The 16,842-nt window shown below is 50.9% G+C and carries 17 protein-coding genes, 1 tRNA gene and 2 pseudogenes; all 20 read left to right on the plus strand.

Features of this window, described 5'->3' with window-relative positions; translation table 11 throughout:
* Nucleotides 1-665, plus strand: a pseudogene (locus OEL57_RS06705) (radical SAM protein); the annotation flags it as partial.
* Nucleotides 658-1,728, plus strand: a complete 1,071-nt coding sequence (locus OEL57_RS06710) for a M42 family metallopeptidase (RefSeq protein ID WP_300738805.1) — start codon at nucleotides 658-660, stop codon at nucleotides 1,726-1,728. The pseudogene OEL57_RS06705 and the gene OEL57_RS06710, both read left to right, overlap by 8 nt.
* An 86-nt stretch (nucleotides 1,729-1,814) precedes the next feature.
* Nucleotides 1,815-2,357: a YceD family protein gene (locus OEL57_RS06715; protein ID WP_300738808.1), complete on the plus strand. Its 543-nt coding sequence runs from the start codon at nucleotides 1,815-1,817 to the stop codon at nucleotides 2,355-2,357.
* A 37-nt stretch (nucleotides 2,358-2,394) separates the two neighbouring features.
* Nucleotides 2,395-2,580, plus strand: a complete 186-nt coding sequence (gene rpmF, locus OEL57_RS06720; protein ID WP_300738810.1) for a 50S ribosomal protein L32 — start codon at nucleotides 2,395-2,397, stop codon at nucleotides 2,578-2,580.
* A gap of 20 nt (nucleotides 2,581-2,600) precedes the next feature.
* Nucleotides 2,601-3,638, plus strand: coding sequence for a phosphate acyltransferase PlsX (plsX, locus tag OEL57_RS06725; RefSeq protein WP_300738812.1), 1,038 nt, complete (start codon nucleotides 2,601-2,603; stop codon nucleotides 3,636-3,638).
* Between the two features lie 70 nt (nucleotides 3,639-3,708).
* Entirely contained in the window at nucleotides 3,709-4,692 is a 984-nt protein-coding gene (locus tag OEL57_RS06730; protein ID WP_300738814.1) for a beta-ketoacyl-ACP synthase III, read from the plus strand.
* A 31-nt stretch (nucleotides 4,693-4,723) separates the two neighbouring features.
* Entirely contained in the window at nucleotides 4,724-5,647 is a 924-nt protein-coding gene (fabD, locus tag OEL57_RS06735) for an ACP S-malonyltransferase (protein ID WP_300738816.1), read from the plus strand.
* 27 nt (nucleotides 5,648-5,674) lie between these two features.
* Entirely contained in the window at nucleotides 5,675-6,112 is a 438-nt protein-coding gene (gene fabZ / locus OEL57_RS06740) for a 3-hydroxyacyl-ACP dehydratase FabZ (protein ID WP_307726464.1), read from the plus strand.
* A 24-nt stretch (nucleotides 6,113-6,136) separates the two neighbouring features.
* On the plus strand, nucleotides 6,137-6,799 hold the full coding sequence (gene fabG / locus OEL57_RS06745) for a 3-oxoacyl-ACP reductase FabG (RefSeq protein WP_300738818.1): 663 nt from the start codon (nucleotides 6,137-6,139) through the stop codon (nucleotides 6,797-6,799).
* 154 nt (nucleotides 6,800-6,953) lie between these two features.
* Nucleotides 6,954-7,187: an acyl carrier protein gene (gene acpP / locus OEL57_RS06750; protein ID WP_078790697.1), complete on the plus strand. Its 234-nt coding sequence runs from the start codon at nucleotides 6,954-6,956 to the stop codon at nucleotides 7,185-7,187.
* A 90-nt stretch (nucleotides 7,188-7,277) separates the two neighbouring features.
* Nucleotides 7,278-8,510 (plus strand): beta-ketoacyl-ACP synthase II, encoded by a 1,233-nt coding sequence (gene fabF / locus OEL57_RS06755; protein ID WP_300738826.1) that lies wholly within the window; start codon nucleotides 7,278-7,280, stop codon nucleotides 8,508-8,510.
* 2 nt (nucleotides 8,511-8,512) lie between these two features.
* Nucleotides 8,513-8,962 carry a ribose 5-phosphate isomerase B gene (gene rpiB, locus OEL57_RS06760; protein ID WP_300738829.1) on the plus strand — a complete coding sequence of 150 codons (450 nt, stop codon included), beginning with the start codon at nucleotides 8,513-8,515 and terminating at the stop codon, nucleotides 8,960-8,962.
* A gap of 92 nt (nucleotides 8,963-9,054) precedes the next feature.
* Nucleotides 9,055-10,302, plus strand: a complete 1,248-nt coding sequence (glyA, locus tag OEL57_RS06765; RefSeq protein ID WP_300738832.1) for a serine hydroxymethyltransferase — start codon at nucleotides 9,055-9,057, stop codon at nucleotides 10,300-10,302.
* Nucleotides 10,303-10,401: 99 nt separating this feature from the next.
* Complete coding sequence (locus tag OEL57_RS06770; protein ID WP_300738835.1) at nucleotides 10,402-10,803, plus strand: (deoxy)nucleoside triphosphate pyrophosphohydrolase; 402 nt, start codon at nucleotides 10,402-10,404, stop codon at nucleotides 10,801-10,803.
* On the plus strand, nucleotides 10,800-14,048 hold the full coding sequence (locus OEL57_RS06775) for a UvrD-helicase domain-containing protein (RefSeq protein WP_300738838.1): 3,249 nt from the start codon (nucleotides 10,800-10,802) through the stop codon (nucleotides 14,046-14,048). Before OEL57_RS06770 ends, OEL57_RS06775 begins: the two co-directional genes overlap by 4 nt.
* A gap of 51 nt (nucleotides 14,049-14,099) precedes the next feature.
* Nucleotides 14,100-14,184: transfer RNA gene (locus OEL57_RS06780), tRNA-Leu, on the plus strand.
* A gap of 35 nt (nucleotides 14,185-14,219) precedes the next feature.
* The gene (locus OEL57_RS06785) at nucleotides 14,220-14,774 is read left to right on the plus strand and encodes a trigger factor family protein (protein WP_300738841.1); all 555 of its coding nucleotides are present in this window, start codon (nucleotides 14,220-14,222) and stop codon (nucleotides 14,772-14,774) included.
* A 15-nt stretch (nucleotides 14,775-14,789) separates the two neighbouring features.
* Nucleotides 14,790-15,542 (plus strand): annotated as a pseudogene (gene tig / locus OEL57_RS06790) (trigger factor); the annotation flags it as partial.
* Between the two features lie 13 nt (nucleotides 15,543-15,555).
* Nucleotides 15,556-16,149: an ATP-dependent Clp endopeptidase proteolytic subunit ClpP gene (gene clpP / locus OEL57_RS06795; protein WP_300738844.1), complete on the plus strand. Its 594-nt coding sequence runs from the start codon at nucleotides 15,556-15,558 to the stop codon at nucleotides 16,147-16,149.
* Nucleotides 16,112-16,842 (plus strand): ATP-dependent Clp protease ATP-binding subunit ClpX (clpX, locus tag OEL57_RS06800; protein WP_307726465.1); only part of this gene is annotated, 731 nt, incomplete at its 3' end. The genes clpP and clpX, both read left to right, overlap by 38 nt.

Genomic DNA, 16,842 nt, shown 5'->3' on the forward strand with positions numbered 1-16,842 from the left:
GCCATACTGCTGCCGACAGCCTGGCTGCAATCAAGCGTGTTAAGGCTGCAGGGTTTCAGGTCGGAGCACAACTCTTACCAGGCCTGCCTGGTGACACCAGGGAAAAGGCACTGGACAGCGTCAAAGGTGTTATGGCAGCTGGAGCACAGTTTATACGGATCTATCCGGCAGTGGTACTCTCCGGCACAGCATTGGCTGATCAGCACAGGGCAGGACAGTATCAACCGCCTGATCTTGCACAGGGGGTAAAAATCGGTGCACAAATGTTGCATCTCTGCCTACAGGCAGGTATACCGGTTATCCGGATTGGTTTGCAGGCTGAAGATGGCCTGTCTGTGGAAGGCGCCATTCTGGCAGGCTGTTGGCATCCTGCCTTGGGGCAACTGGTCAAAGCTCAGCTGTTTTTTGATCTGGTTGTCACGCTTGCAGAGCAGTTCGAATCAACTGAAGGGTTGCAGCTTACCTGTCATCCTGACCGGCTATCAGAAGTACAGGGGCATGCACGGAGCAACCTGATTCACTGGCAGCAATCCGGTTTGTTGATCAAAATTGTTCAGACAGATACAAGCTTGCACCATGATCAAGTCTGTCTGTCAAACTTACAGCAAAAGAAGATAGGTTCTATTGTAACCGATTGTATTTATAAGGAGGCATTAGATGCGTAAAGAATCATTGGCGTTTTTGGAAAAACTGTTGGCCGCACCCAGCCCCTCTGGCTATGAGCAGCCAGCTCAACGACTGTTTCGTGACTATGTTACTCCCTACTGCCAGGTTAGCAGTGACGTACTGGGCAATGTGTATGGCTTTATTCCGGGGCAGGGTAAGGATCGTCCCAAAGTGATGCTGGTAGGACATTCCGATGAAATCGGTCTGCAGGTTAAATATATTGATGACAAAGGTTTTCTCTATTTTGCAGCCATTGGCGGGGTGGATGCCCATTTAACACCGGGCAAGGTGGTGCATATCCATACTGCAGACGGGCCATTATCAGGGGTTGTGGGAAAACGTCCGATCCATCTGATGGATGCCAAGGACCGCGAGACTGTGGTCAAGCTAGAAGCTCAGTACATTGATATTGGTGCCAAGGACAAAAAAGAGGCCCAGAAGCTGGTGCGGGTAGGGGACTGTATCACCTTTGCCAGTGATTTTACCCGTCTGCAGGGAGATCGGGTCGCATCCCGAGGCTTTGATGACAAGGCCGGTTCCTTTGTGGTGGCAGAGGTGTTGCGTCTGGTGGCAGCAGAAAAGAAAAAACTACCGGTTGATCTCTATGGTGTCTCATCGGTGCAGGAAGAGATCGGCCTGCGGGGGGGCACCACCAGCTGTTATACGGTCAATCCTGATATTGGTATCTGCGTTGAGGTTGATTTTGCCACTGACCAGCCAGATGTTGAGCGGAAACACAATGGTGAGGTTGCCTTGGGCAAAGGGCCGATTCTGACCCGTGGCGCCAATATCAACCACGCCCTGTTTGAACTGCTGTATGCCACAGCCCAGAAGGACAAGATTGCAGTGCAATTGACCGCCAACCCCAGGGCCACCGGCACAGATGCCAACGTGATGCAGATTTCCCGGGGAGGTGTGGCTACTGCCCTGGTGAAACTACCATTACGCTATATGCATACGCCGGTAGAGGTGGTGTCGCTGGGAGATCTGGAGCAGTCTGCCAAGCTGATTGTAGCGACCCTGAAGCGGATTACCGACCGCGGAGCGTTTGTGCCGCAATAAAGTAAAAAAGCTCTTTATTCTTGACAAACTATCAGCTTTCACTATATTACCTCATTTCTTAACCCTCCACAGCTAGAGGTACGTGCATGAAGATCAGAACCGAACATATTAAGGAAGCCGTTCGGGACTATTCCTTCAATGAACCGGCAGAATCTTTTCAGGTTCTTGCCGAGATGGTGGCTGCTGGTGAGTGTCGTTTTACCGGCTCAGTGCAGGTCGAGTTAACAGCTGAACGGGAACATGACCACTATCGCGTTGAAGGAACTGTGTCTGTACCGGTTCAGCTGGATTGTTCCCGTTGTCTCTGCAGCTTTGATCGGACTGTGTTCTCACGATTCACTATCTTTTTCCGTGAAGGTGTTGCTGTAAACCACGAAGAAGAAGACGAAGTTGAGCTTAACGAACATGATCTGATTTCCACCTGCTTCAGTGGTGATGAAATTGATCTGATGCCTGAAATCGCTGAGCAGGTTGCTTTGGATATTCCGCTTAAGCCACTTTGTTCAGAAAACTGTAAAGGTTTATGTCCGGTCTGTGGCATTGATCTTAATTCCGGTTCCTGCAGTTGTGTTATTGAACAGAAGCAATCTAAATTTGCTGCTTTAAAGGACTTTAAAGTCCACCCATAAACAGTGGCCCCAGGCCACCAACAAAGGAGTATCAGCCATGGCAGTACCCAAGAAGAAAACATCCAAATCACGTAAGAATATGCGCCGTGCCCATGATTTTCTGACCGCACCCAGCCTGTCGGTCTGTCCAGAGTGCAAATCACCTAAAATGCCGCACCGCGTCTGTCCTTCCTGCGGAACCTACAAAGGCAAGGAAGTAGCCGGGGTTGCGAAGCAGGCCTGATCGGGTCTGACTTGCATACCATGAGAGTTGCTGTTGATGCCATGGGAGGTGACAACGCCCCAGCCATTGAGGTTGAGGGGGCTGTTGCTGCATCCCGTCAGTTTGGTATTCCGATTGTTCTGGTCGGGGATGAAGATCGTCTCCGTCAGGAACTTGATCGACATACTGCATCTGGGCTTGATATCACCATCCACCACGCCAGTGAGGTGGTGGGGATGCATGATTCTGCCTCTGATGCGGTACGCAAAAAGCGAAACTCATCGGTTCGACTCGCCTTTGAATTGGTCAAAGATGGTCAGGCCTGTGCTGCGGTCAGTGCCGGTAATTCCGGTGCTACCATGGCTGCCGGCATGTTCGTCCTGAAGCGGATCAGTGGAATTGAACGGCCAGCCATAGCCCAGGTTTTTCCAACCCTGGAGGGTAAAACGCTGGTGCTGGATGTGGGAGGCAATGTTGATTGCAAGGCTTCCCATCTGGTCCAGTTTGCCATTATGGGACAGGTCTATGCCAAGCATGCGCTGGGCATTCCTAATCCTCGTATCGGCCTGCTTTCCAATGGCGAAGAAGATTCCAAGGGTAATGAACTGACCCGCGAAACCAATGCGATTCTCCGTCAAACATCACTCAACTACGCTGGTTATGTGGAAGGTCGCGATATTTTCAAAGGTACGGTTGAGGTAGTGGTCTGCGATGGTTTTGTGGGAAATGTGGTGCTGAAGCTGTCCGAAGGTCTGGCTGAGGCTACCGGCACCATGTTAAAGCGTGAGATTATGGGCGATACGATAGCAAAGATGGGCTATTTATTCATGCGCGGTGCCTTTAATCGCTTTAAAAAAACCGTTGACTACGCTGAGTATGGTGGTGCACCTCTGATTGGTATTAACGGTGTTGGCATGATCTGCCATGGTGGTTCAAATGCCAAGGCTATCAAGAATGCCATCCGCTTTGCCCATGATTATGCCACCAGTGGCGTAACGCAGCGTATTGCCGAGAAACTGTCTGAAAATTACGGGGCACTGTTTCCACGCACCAATCAATCTGTACCACCAGTGTCCTGACCGTAGGTTTCCTTCCATCTGTTATTTAAGTGCCGGAACCAGATCTCCCTCAGTTCCGGTTGGGGGTCACATGCTGCGCGCCCGCATCACGGGAACCGGTTCTGCTGTTCCCGATAAGGTTCTTACCAATCACGACCTTGAAAAACTGGTTGATACCAATGATGAGTGGATCACCACCAGAACCGGTATCAAACAACGTCGTATTGCTGCTGAGAACGAATACACTTCCACCTTTGCCACCCTGGCAGCACGCCGGGCCCTTGAAATGGCCAATGTCTCGCCTGAAGAACTTGACCTGATTATTCTGGGTACGGTCACACCTGATTTCCCGTTTCCTGCCACCTCCTGTATCATCCAAAAAGAGCTGGGTGCGCATAATGCCGCTGCGTTTGATCTTTCAGCCGCCTGCTCAGGTTTCATTTATGGGCTGAATATGGCAGAGGCATACATCAAGAGCGGTATGGCTCGCAAGGTGCTGGTAATGGGGGCAGAGGTGCTCACCCGTATTGTGGATTTCGCCGACCGTAATACCTGTATCCTGTTTGGTGATGGGGCTGGTGCAGTTGTTGTGGAGGCTGATAGTGCAGAGCAGGGCATCCTTTCAAGCCACATCTTTACCAATGGCACCCACTGGGGCTTGCTGTACCAGCCCGGTTGCGGAGGCAGAAACCCTGCTACTGCAGCGAATACCTTTACTGACAAGCTGCATTACTTGAGGATGGAAGGTAATGAAGTCTTCAAGCATGCGGTACGTGCCATGGGTGACGCTGCTGTTGCAGCACTTGAACACAACGCTGTCACTGCAGATGATGTCTCACTCTTGATTCCCCATCAAGCCAATCGCCGCATTATAGAGGCGACCGGTAAGCGGGTCGGTATTCCTGAAGAACGGATCTTTGTTAATCTGCATAAATATGGCAATACCTCTTCTGCCTCTATCCCCTTGGCTCTGGATGAGGCTAACCGTGAGGGGCGCCTTAAATCTGGAGATCTGGTCTTGCTGGATGCCTTTGGTGGTGGTTTTACCTATGGCTCAGTATTGTTAAAGTGGTAGCAGCATAACGTTACAATAAAGGGTTATAATTATGAGTAAAACAGCTTTTTTGTTTCCAGGGCAAGGTTCACAGTATGCCGGTATGGGTAAGGATCTGGCAGAAAATTTTCCCCTGGCCCGCCACACCTTTGAAGAGGCGGATGATGCGCTTGGATTCAAGCTTTCCAAGCTCTGTTTTGATGGTCCTGAAGAGGATCTTAAGCTGACCTTTAATACCCAGCCAGCTATATTAACGGCAAGTATTGCTGCCCTGAGGGTGGTACAGCAGGAGACTGGCTTACAGGCTGATTGTGTTGCCGGGCACTCACTGGGTGAATATTCCGCCCTGGTCTGCAGCGGTGCCTTGTCTTTGGCTGATGCAGCCAAGACAGTGCGTTCCCGTGGTACCTTCATGCAGGAGGCTGTACCGGTTGGTGTCGGTGCCATGGCTGCCATGCTCTCAATTGAAGCTGATGTATTGGCAGCCATCTGCGAAGAGGCTGCGCAGGGTGAGGTTGTTGCTCCGGCAAACTTCAACTCCCCTGGACAGATCGTGATTGCCGGACATGCAACTGCAGTGAACCGCACTATTGAGCTGGCCAAGGCCAAAGGCTTTCGCAAGGCCATGCTGCTGCCGGTCAGTGCACCATTCCATTGTGCTTTGATGCAGCCTGCTGCAGACCGTTTAAAAGAGGTGCTCGACTGTGTGCTGGTGCATCCGCTTTCCCTGCCGGTTATTACCAACGTAGAAGCTATGGCGAACCAGGATGCAGCACGGGTACGTGAGCTGCTGGTGGCCCAGGTCTGTGCGCCGGTACGTTGGGAACAGTCGGTCCATGCCATGATTAATCAAGGGGTAACCCGCTTTGTTGAGATCGGACCGGGTAAGGTGTTGACCGGATTGGTAAAACGGATTAACAAAGAGATGACCCTGGTTAACATTGAAGACAGTGCCGGTGTAAAAGCAGCTGCCTGATTCCTGTTGTAATGGAGGATAGTACCTATGCTTGATATCAATCAGATTATGAAGATATTGCCCCATCGTCATCCATTTCTGATGGTGGACCGTATTCTTGAGATTGAGGTGGGCAAGCGGATTGTCGGCCTTAAGAATGTCACCATCAATGAACCGTTTTTCCCAGGCCATTTTCCAGGCCATCCGGTTATGCCCGGGGTTCTTATTATCGAAGCGATGGCGCAGGTAGCAGGTATTCTGGCCTATCAGTCCGATGAGAGCATACGGGGCAAGGTTACCTATTTCACCGGCATCGATAATGCCAAGTTTCGCAAGCCGGTCATGCCTGGCGATCAGCTGCGTTTTGAAGTCGAAGCAACTGCCTGCAAGCGCGGGATCTGGTTCTTTAGCGCCAAGGCGTTGGTGGATGGCAAGGTAGTGACTGAGGCAGATTTAAAGGCAACCTTTGCAGATAAGCAATCCTGATAGTTATTTAAGAGGAGACAGACTATGCCACAGGGGAAAGTAGCCGTTATTACCGGTGCATCACGAGGAATTGGAAAAAGTATCGCCTTTGCGCTTGCAGCGCAGGGTGCCACCATTGTAGCCATGGATATGGATCAGGCCGCTACTGACGCAACCGTTGCAGAACTGCAGGCAACTGGTGCCAAGGCACTTGCCGTGGTTGGTAACGTAACGGTTACGGCAGATGTTGAGCGGATGATTGATGCAGCTGTTGAAGCCTTTGGCCGGGTGGATATCCTGGTCAATAACGCAGGTATTACCCGTGACGGCCTGATCATGCGGATGAAGGACGAAGACTGGGATGCCGTTCTGAGTGTCAACTTGAAAGGTGCCTTTGTCTGTACCCGTACCGCTTTCAAGGTAATGAGCAAGCAACGCTATGGCCGGATTATCAATATCGCCTCAATTGTGGGTCAAATGGGCAATGCCGGACAGGCCAACTACTGCGCCAGCAAGGCAGGTCTGATCGGTCTGACCAAGTCCAATGCCCGTGAAATGGCCAAGCGGAATGTAACGGTTAATGCTGTTGCTCCCGGCTTTATTGCCACTGCCATGACCGATGCCTTGTCCGATAAAGTACGTGGAGAACTGGCAGCCCAGATACCTATGGAGCGGCTTGGTTTAGCCGATGATATTGCCGGCGGTTAATGGCGGCATGTATATGTAATGCAATTTCAGCTGGTTGGATGTAGTTCCAATCTCCTGAAAAATTGCTTTGACATTTGTCGTTTCTGTTTGCTAAGAAGCAGAGACGTTTTCAAAAACAAAACCAGCAACGGTTTATATCACACGGAGGTGTAAGATGTCTGATGTAGCTAAAAGAGTAAAAGAAATTGTTGCCGAGCAGCTGGGAGTTGACGAGGCACAGGCTGTTTCCGAGGCATCCTTCATGGATGATCTGGGTGCAGACTCCCTTGACACCGTTGAGCTGGTTATGGCGCTTGAAGAGGAATTCGATATTGAAATCCCTGATGAAGATGCTGAGAAGATCCAGACCGTTCAGGATGCCATTGATTACATCGTTGAGCATACCTAAGATCTGACTGAAGACCGGCAGGATTGAAAAGGGGGGACTGGTCCCCTCTTTTCCTTTTTTACCAGACCCACTATGAATGGGAGTTTACAGATGAGAAGAGTCGTCGTTACCGGTGTGGGTGCCGTTTCCCCGTTAGGGACCGGCAATCAGAAAAACTGGGATGGCCTGATGAATGGTCGCTCCGGCATTGATCATATCACCCGCTTTGATGCCAGTTCCCTTCCGGTTAGAATCGCCGGTGAGGTGAAGGATTTTGATGCCGAGCAGTTTATTGACAAAAAAGAGATCAAGAAGATGGATCTCTTTATTCAGTACGCCATGGCAGCAGCCCAGTTTGCCATGGAAGACTCCGGCCTGCAGGTAACAGAAGAGAATGCCGAGCGGGTTGGTGTATTGGTTGGCGCTGGTCTGGGTGGCTTGCCCGCCATTGAGAAGTATCATATTGCATTGCAGGAGGGTGGCTACAAGAAAATTTCTCCCTTCTTCATCCCGATGCTGATCATTAACCTGGCACCTGGTCATATCTCTATTAAATACGGCGCTAAAGGCCCAAACCTGTCTTCGGTATCTGCCTGTGCAACCGGTACCCACTCCATTGGTGATGCCTATCATATGATTGCCCGTGGTGATGCTGATGCCATGATTGCCGGCGGTACTGAGTCTACGGTTACACCGCTGGGAATTGGCGGTTTTGCGGTGATGAAGGCGCTATCTGATCGCAATGATGAACCACAGCGTGCTTCCCGGCCTTTTGATAAGGGGCGTGACGGCTTTATCCTTGGGGAAGGAGCTGGCATTGTTATTTTGGAAGAGTATGAAGCAGCCAAAGCTCGTGGTGCCAAAATTTATGCTGAAGTTGTCGGGTACGGTCTGACCGCTGACGCCTATCATATGACAACTCCGGCTGAAGGGGGCGAAGGTGCAGCCCGCTGCATGAAGATGGCCCTCAAGAACGCAGGCGTAAATCCTGAGCAGGTTGGCTATATTAATGCCCACGGTACTTCAACCTACTTCAATGACCTGAATGAAACCCTGGCCATCAAATCGGTCTTTGGTGATCATGCCTATAAACTGATGGTTTCCTCCACCAAGTCCATGACCGGTCACCTGTTGGGTGCTGCCGGTGGTCTTGAGGCGGTAATCAGTTGTATGGTGCTGGACAAGAATATTGTTCCGCCTACCATCAACTACGAAGAGCCTGATCCTGCCTGTGATCTTGATTACGTACCTAACACCGCCCGTGAAGCCAAGGTGGATTATGTCATGAGTAACTCACTTGGCTTTGGTGGCACCAACGCTACCTTGCTATTCAAGAGGGTATAGCAATGAAAATTGCCATCGGTTCTGATCACGGCGGATTTGAATTAAAGCAGGCCCTGATTCCGTTTCTGCAGGGTAGAGACATTGAAGTGGCTGATGCGGGCACCTATTCAACAGATTCGGTTGACTATCCTGAATTTGCTGAAGCAGTGGCCCTGCTGGTGGTACATGGAGAGGCTGATGCTGGCATTGTGATCTGCGGTACCGGTATCGGTATTTCCATAGCAGCCAACAAGGTACCCGGTATCAGGGCTGCCCTGGTAACCACACCCCAGATGGCTGAACTGGCCAAACAACACAACAATGCTAATATTCTTGCCCTGGGTGGCCGCATCCTGCCGGTGGAAACAGCAGAAGCCTGTCTGGCCGCCTGGCTGGATGCCTCCTATGAAGGCGATCGCCATCAAAGACGTCTTGACAAGATTACCGATATTGAGAAAAAGAGCTGTCAGTAGAGCCTATTAGCAATTATATCATCAAGCGGGACTTGCAAAAGTCCCGTTTCCTTTTTGTACTAACCGTATACACCAGATAAGGAGCTTGAACGATGTCAATTCTCTCCCAGTTTGATCCAGCAGTTGCTGAAGCGATTCAGCATGAAACCGAGCGTCAGGAATATAACCTGGAGCTGATCGCCTCTGAAAACTTTGTGTCTGAAGCAGTCCTTGAAGCTCAGGGCAGCGTGATGACCAACAAGTATGCCGAAGGCTATCCCGGCAAGCGTTACTATGGCGGTTGTCACCATGTGGATGTGGTTGAAAATCTGGCCATTGACCGTGCCAAGGAGCTGTTTGGTGCCGAGCATGCCAATGTGCAGCCCCACGCCGGTTCCCAGGCCAATATGGCAGTCTACAATGCAGTCTGCCAACCGGGCGATACCATCCTGGGGATGAACCTTTCCCATGGTGGTCACCTGACCCATGGTAGCCCGGTTAACTTCTCGGGCCGTTTCTACAAAGTGGTGCCCTATGGTGTTTCTCCTGACACTGAAACCATTGATTACAATGAGGTTGAACGCCTGGCACTGGAGCATAAGCCAAAGATGATCGTAGTTGGCGCCAGCGCCTATCCCCGTATCATTGACTTCCCGGCCTTCCGTACCATTGCTGACAAGGTTGGCGCCAAGGTGATGGTGGATATGGCCCACATTGCCGGTCTGGTGGCCGCCGGTGTACACCCCAACCCGGTCCCCTATGCTGAGTTTGTTACCACCACCACCCACAAGACCCTGCGTGGCCCCCGTGGTGGTATGATTCTCTGCCGTGAAGAATTTGCCAAGACCATTAACTCTCAGATCTTCCCTGGTATCCAGGGCGGGCCATTGATGCATGTGATTGCAGCCAAGGCAGTTGCCTTTAAGGAGGCGTTGCAGCCTGAGTTCAAGACCTATCAGCAGCAGATCGTCAAGAACGCTGCCAAGCTGGCAGAATGTCTGATGGCCAAAGGGTTTAAGCTGACCTCTGGCGGCACCGACAACCACCTGATGCTGATCAACTTCACCGGCACCGAGATCACTGGTAAGGCTGCTGAAGAGGCTCTGGATAAGGCCGGTATTACGGTAAACAAGAACACCGTACCGTTTGAAACCCGTTCTCCTTTTGTTACCTCCGGTATCCGGGTTGGTACGCCAGCCTGTACCTCCCATGGCCTGAAAGATACTGAGATGGAGCAGGTTGCCAGCTTTATTGCTGAAGCCATTGCCAATATCGGTAATGATGAGGCTTTGGCCGGTATTCAGAAGCGGGTTAATCAGATGATGAAAAACTTTCCGCTGTATGCCAACCGTCTAAAATAAATCGTAGTGTCGTTTTTGCAAAAGCCCGGTGACCTTTGTTGCCGGGCTTTTGTTTTTCCCTGATTGTCGCTCTGCATGCAGTATGATACAGGTAATTACATGTCTGACCTGCTTCCACATATTCATGTCGCCTGTGCAGTCATTAAAATGGATGGCTTGATCCTGGCTACCCAACGTTCTGCAACCATGTCTTTGCCGCTTAAATGGGAATTTCCCGGCGGTAAGCTGGAAGAGGGGGAGTCTCCAGAGCAGTGTCTGCAGCGGGAGCTGCAGGAGGAGCTGGCAATTTCTGTCAGAGTAGGGCAGGCGTTGCCACTGGCCACCCACAGCTATCCAGCTTTTAAGGTTACGCTTTATCCCTTTTTCTGTGACTCTCTTGAAGGCACCATGATCCTGCATGAACACAGTGCAGCCTGCTGGCTTCCCCCCCATGAACTACCAAACCTTGATTGGGCTGAGGCTGACTGGCCGATCATTTCACAATTGGCACACCACCTATGAACTATTGTGCGGATCTGCATATCCATTCTCCCTTTTCACGGGCCACCAGCCCGGACAGCAGTCCGGCAGGTCTGGCTGCCTGGGCACGGCTGAAAGGGATTCAGGTCATCGGCACCGGTGACTGTACCCACCCCGGTTGGTTCAAGCTGTTGAAAGAGCAGTTAGAACCTGCTGAGCCCGGTTTTTACCGCCTGAAAGATGAAAAGGCCATTCCTGCTATCCTGCCTGGGGTGATACAAGCTGACACACCGGTACGCTTTCTACTGTCTGCCGAGATCAGTTCTATTTATAAGCGTGGCGGTGCTACCCGAAAGGTGCATAATCTGCTGTATCTGCCTGATTTCGCCTCGGTTGAGCGTCTGAATGCCAGACTGTCCGGTATCGGCAATATTGTCTCAGATGGCCGGCCAATTCTGGGGCTTGATAGCCGTAACCTGCTGGAGATCTTGCTGGAATGCTCAAGCGATGCCTTTCTGGTTCCGGCTCATATCTGGACCCCCTGGTTTTCCCTGTTTGGCTCAAAATCAGGCTTTGACAGTATTGAAGAATGTTTTGGCGACCTGACCAGTCATATTTTTGCCCTTGAAACCGGACTTTCCTCTGATCCTGACATGAACCGCCTGATCTCAGGACTAGATCATTGTGCCCTGATCTCCAACTCTGACTGCCATTCACCATCAAAGCTGGGACGTGAGGCCAATTTATTCAACACTGGTTTCGATTTCTTTTCCTTGCGAGAAGCCCTGCAGCAGAACAATCGCGATACCTTTTGCGGTACGGTTGAGTTTTTCCCGGAAGAGGGGAAATACCACTTTGACGGTCACCGTGATTGCAAGGTCTGTTTGGACCCCCATGAAACCCGTCGGTTACACAATCTTTGTCCAGCCTGCGGTAAACCGGTCACCGTTGGGGTACATCATCGGGTGTTGGAGCTGGCAGACCGTGCAGAACCGCAGTATCGTGATGATTCTCCCAGTTTTTATTCCCTGATACCGCTTCCTGAAATTCTCGGAGAACTGCTGCAGGTTGGTCCTTCCTCCAAGCAGGTTATTCACCAGTACGGGCGGGCGTTGTCACAGTTTGGATCTGAATTTAACCTGCTGTTACATGCTGATCTGGAGCAGATCAATTGCTTTGAACCGCTCTTGGCTGAAGCGGTCAAACGGATGCGGGAAGGTGCGGTGATCCGTCAGCCAGGCTATGATGGTGAGTTTGGCGTGATCCGTATGTTTGAAGAAGGCGAGCTGACACAACTGGCAGGGCAGGGGGGACTATTCGGTGACCAACGTGTTCCCAAAAGCCGCAAGAAAGTAGTATCAGAGCCATTGCCAAAGCAATATGCTGCGCCATCTAAAATAACTGAACCTGCTGAATATAAGGTGACGGGGCCAAATCCTGAGCAACAGACAGCCATTCAGTCTGATGGGCGGCGCGTATTGGTGGCTGCTGGACCCGGCACCGGCAAGACCTTCACCCTGGTGTCACGCCTGCAACGCCTGCTTGCTCAGGGCGCAGATCCAAATCGGATTGTTGCAATCACCTTTACAACCCGTACTGCTGAAGAGATGCAAGAGCGACTCAAAAAGAGTTGCCGAACAGCGACAGAAAGCCTTTTTATCGGCACCTTTCACCGTTTCTGTCTGGAACAGTTACGTCAGGATAATCCAGGTTTGACCGTGGTTGGGCCTGAAAGTCGCCAGCGCCTGTTAAAGAGACTGTATGCGGATCGGGGGGTTGCTGAACGCAGCAGGATCACCAATGCAATTGCAGCCCATTGTTCTGGTATCCAGCTGACAGTAACGGAAGAAACCAAGCTCTACGTGGATGAACTGGTGCGCCTGAACGCCCTTGATCTGGACGCTATTATACCGGTCTGTGTACAGCTCATGAATGCTGATCCATCATTTAAGCAACGGGTACAGCACCATGTTCAGCATCTGTTCGTAGATGAATTTCAGGATTTGAATCGATCCCAATATGATCTGGTGCAACTATTGGCAGAGCAGGCAACGGTCTTTGCCATCGGTGACCCTGATCAGGCCATTTATGGCTTCAGGGGGGGCGATCTTCGCTATTTCTTCCGCTTTGCCGAGGTACCGGGCACGGTTTTGTTGCCGTTAAAGACCACTTATCGGCTACCCAGAAAGATTGTGCAGGCGGCAGGTAGTCTGATCTGCCGCAACCTGATCTGCAGCGGCCTGCCGCTCTCGGCTGGAGACAACAATCCTGATGGTGCGATTGAGTTTCACCGAACGCTCTCACCAGGCTCTGAAGCTGAATTAATTGTCAGGCGGATTGAAGAACTAATCGGCGGCGTGGACAGTTTTTCCCGTAATAGCGGTCGGTCTGGCACCATCCCCCCGGCAGAGGGCTTGAGCTTTGCTGATTTTGCCATTCTGTTTCGGTTGGGGCGACAGGCAGAAGAGCTGGCAGAAGCACTTGCCAGACGCGGCATACCGTATCAGCTGGTTGGAGCAACTCCTTTCTACATGGAAACAAAGCTGCGTCCCCTGTATCAATTACTACAGGCAGCAAATGGCAGTGATGAAATAGCCCTTTGGTTGGGTCTGTTTGGTGCTCTCAAAGGTGTTGGGGCAACCACGCTTGAACGGCTTGAGTCTGATCTGCCGCTAAAAGGGTATTTTCTTGGACTTGTAGCAGAACATGATCATGCGCCAACAACAGGCAAGGCGCTTAAGCTACTGACAGCCACGCTTGACCGTTTTAAACGAGCTGCTGCTGATCAAGGAGTAGCAGCAGCCTTGCTGCTGGCCCTGCCGGTATTTGCCCTGGAACCTGATGACGTTGTTAATCGACTGTTACATCAGGCAGAGGGATTTGGAACCGATCTATCTGCCTTTAGCCATCATTTGCAGCAGTATGCCGCTGCAACAGTCTATGATCAGCGGGCTGAAGCCGTTGCGCTGATGTCCTGCCATAGTGCAAAGGGCTTGGAATTTCCGGTTGTCTTTATGACAGGACTTGAAGAAGGGATTTTCCCCTGCACCCTGATGGGAACTCCCAATGTGGAAGAGGAGCGCCGTCTCTTTTATGTTGGTCTGACCCGTGCAAAACAACGGGTAATCCTGACTGCATCAGGTTATAGAGGCTGGATGGGGCAGGGGGCGCGAGAATTATCCCGATTCATTTCTGAACTCCCCGCAGAATTGATAGACAAACCTGAAGCAGGTAAGCAGAGACGCAGAAGTACGACTGAATCAGAGGCACAAATGGAATTGTTTTAGAAATTACCTTGACGAAACGAGGTAATTCGCCTAATTTAACCAATTCAAATTGCGAGAGTGGCGGAATTGGCAGACGCACCAGACTTAGGATCTGGCACCGCAAGGTATAGGAGTTCAAGTCTCCTCTCTCGCACCATTTAAATTTCATCCCACGCAAGCGAGGAACTAGTTATGCAGGTTCAGATAGAAGAAATCAGCTCGGTTAAGCGCAAGATAAGTGTAGAAGTTCCTGCTGAACGGGTAAATGCTGAAATTGAAAAGTCATTTGCTGGTATCCAGAAAAAAGCCACCCTTTCCGGTTTCCGTAAAGGCAAGGCTCCGATGCAGATGGTTAAAAAAATGTATCGCAATGCCATGCAGGATGAGGTTATGCGTCGTCTGTACGAGCAAACCCTTTTCCCGGCACTGGATGAGCATAAGCTTGAGCCGGTAGATGCCCCGATGATCGATGATATTGCCATGGTAGAGGAGGGGACCCCCTTCAAATATTCTGCGCTGATCGAGATTATGCCGCAGATTCTGCTTGGTGAATACAAAGGCCTACAGGTCAAAAGAGAACGCTATATTGCTGATGAAAAAGCTGTTGAGGGCGAAATCGAGCGGATGCGTGAAAACATGGCACAACTGGCACCGGTTGAAGAGGGTGCCGTTGAAAAGGGGATGGTTCTGACCGTTGACTTCTCCTTTGCGGTACCTGGTTACCCGGAAGAAGAGACCGGCGGCTAGGATGCCTCAGTAGAAGTTGGCAACGGTCGTCTGCTGCCAGGACTTGAAGAGGGGCTGTTGGGGATGTCGCTGGGTGAAACCAAAGACATCACCGTGACCATGCCTGATGATAATCCTAATAAAGAGCTTGCTGGTAAGCCGGGAGTTTTTACGGTTACCCTGAAAGAGATCAAGAAAAAAGAACTGCCCGAGCTGGATGACGAATTTGCCCAGCAGTTTGGTGATTTTGAGACCATCGCTGATATGCGGATTAAGCTGGCAGAAATGCGCGAACAACAGGAGCTTGAGCGGATCAAAACTGATCTCAAGACCCGTGTTATTGATGCACTGATTGAGAAAAATCCGCTTGAAGTCCCTGATTCAATGGTTCGTCGTCAGACTGACTTTATGCTGGAAAACCTCAAGAATCGCTTGAAGAGTCAGAACATGTCCATAGAGCAAATGGGGCTTGATGAAAACGGTTTCAGGCAGCGTTTTTGGGGCGAGGCTGCGCAAAAGGTAAAAGGCGGTCTGCTGGTTATGGCCCTGGTTGAAAAAGAGAATATTGCTGTTGAAGACGCGGACCTTGAGGCTCGTTATACCCAGATTGCAGCAGGTAATGAAGATATGCTCGGTCGCATCAAAGAATTCTACGCCTCCCAGGCAAATGCACGCAACTCAATGGTCGCAGAGATCAAGGAAGACAAGGCCATCGCCTTCCTACTTGAAAATGCAGTGGTTACTGAAGTGGATGCCGTAGAGTTAAACGCACCTGTTGCTGCAGAGTAAAGGATTTATCTCCATGTATGTACCTATGGTGGTTGAGCAAAGCGGTCGCGGTGAACGGGCCTATGATATCTATTCACGACTTCTGAAAGAGCGGATTGTCTTTCTTGGGGGTGAAATTAATGATCCGGTCGCTGATCTGATCATTGCTCAGCTACTGTTTCTTGAGGCAGAAGATCCGGACAAGGATATCCATCTCTATATCAACTCACCTGGCGGTGTGGTTACTGCAGGTATGGCAATCTTTGATACCATGAACTACATCAAGGCCCCGGTTTCAACCATCTGTATCGGCCAGGCTGCTTCCATGGGGGCGGTACTATTGACCGCTGGAGAGAAGGGGAAACGTTTTGCGCTGCCCCATGCTCGCATTATGATTCACCAACCGTCTGGCGGTTCACGCGGTCAGGCCACTGATATCATGATCCAGGCCGAAGAAATTCTGCGTATGAAGCGGGAGTTGAACCGCTTGCTTGCTGAGCTTTCAGGACAACCGGTGGAACGCCTGGAACGGGATACGGAGCGTGATTTTTTCATGTCAGCTGAAGAGGCCCAGAATTACGGTCTGATTGATGCTGTCATGTCCCGTCGTCCAGAGGGAGGTGACTAACGTGAGTCGAAGAGACACATCCCAGCATCACCTGACCTGCTCATTTTGCGGCAAGAGTCAGGATGAAGTAAAAAAACTTATTGCCGGACCGGCAGTCTATATCTGTGATGAATGTATTGAGCTGTGCAATGACATTATTGCAGAAGAAATCCGTATGGAAGATGCTCTGGGCCCGGATGTCACCAAACTCCCCAAACCACGAGAAATTAAAGAGTTTCTTGACGAATATGTCATTGGTCAGGAAACGGCAAAGAAGGTCTTGTCGGTAGCGGTTTATAATCATTACAAGCGGATCGAACGTCCTGCAAAGCCTGGCGATGTCGAGATGCAGAAAAGCAATATCCTGATTCTGGGTCCAACTGGATCAGGCAAGACTCTGTTGGCTCAGACGCTGGCCCGGATGCTGAAAGTACCGTTTGCCATTGCTGATGCAACCAACCTGACTGAAGCTGGCTATGTTGGTGAGGATGTAGAAAACATAATCCTGAGCCTACTGCAGGCTGCTGATTATGATGTTGAACGTGCTCAAAAGGGTATCGTCTATATTGACGAGATCGACAAGATCGCTCGAAAAGCTGAATCACCCTCACTGACCCGTGATGTTTCAGGCGAAGGTGTACAGCAGGCGCTGCTGAAGATCATTGAAGGCACGGTAGCCAGCATTCCTCCTAAGGGTGGCCGTAAGCATCCCCA

The organism is Trichlorobacter sp. (genome assembly GCF_030247655.1).
Lineage (GTDB): Bacteria > Desulfobacterota > Desulfuromonadia > Geobacterales > Pseudopelobacteraceae > Trichlorobacter.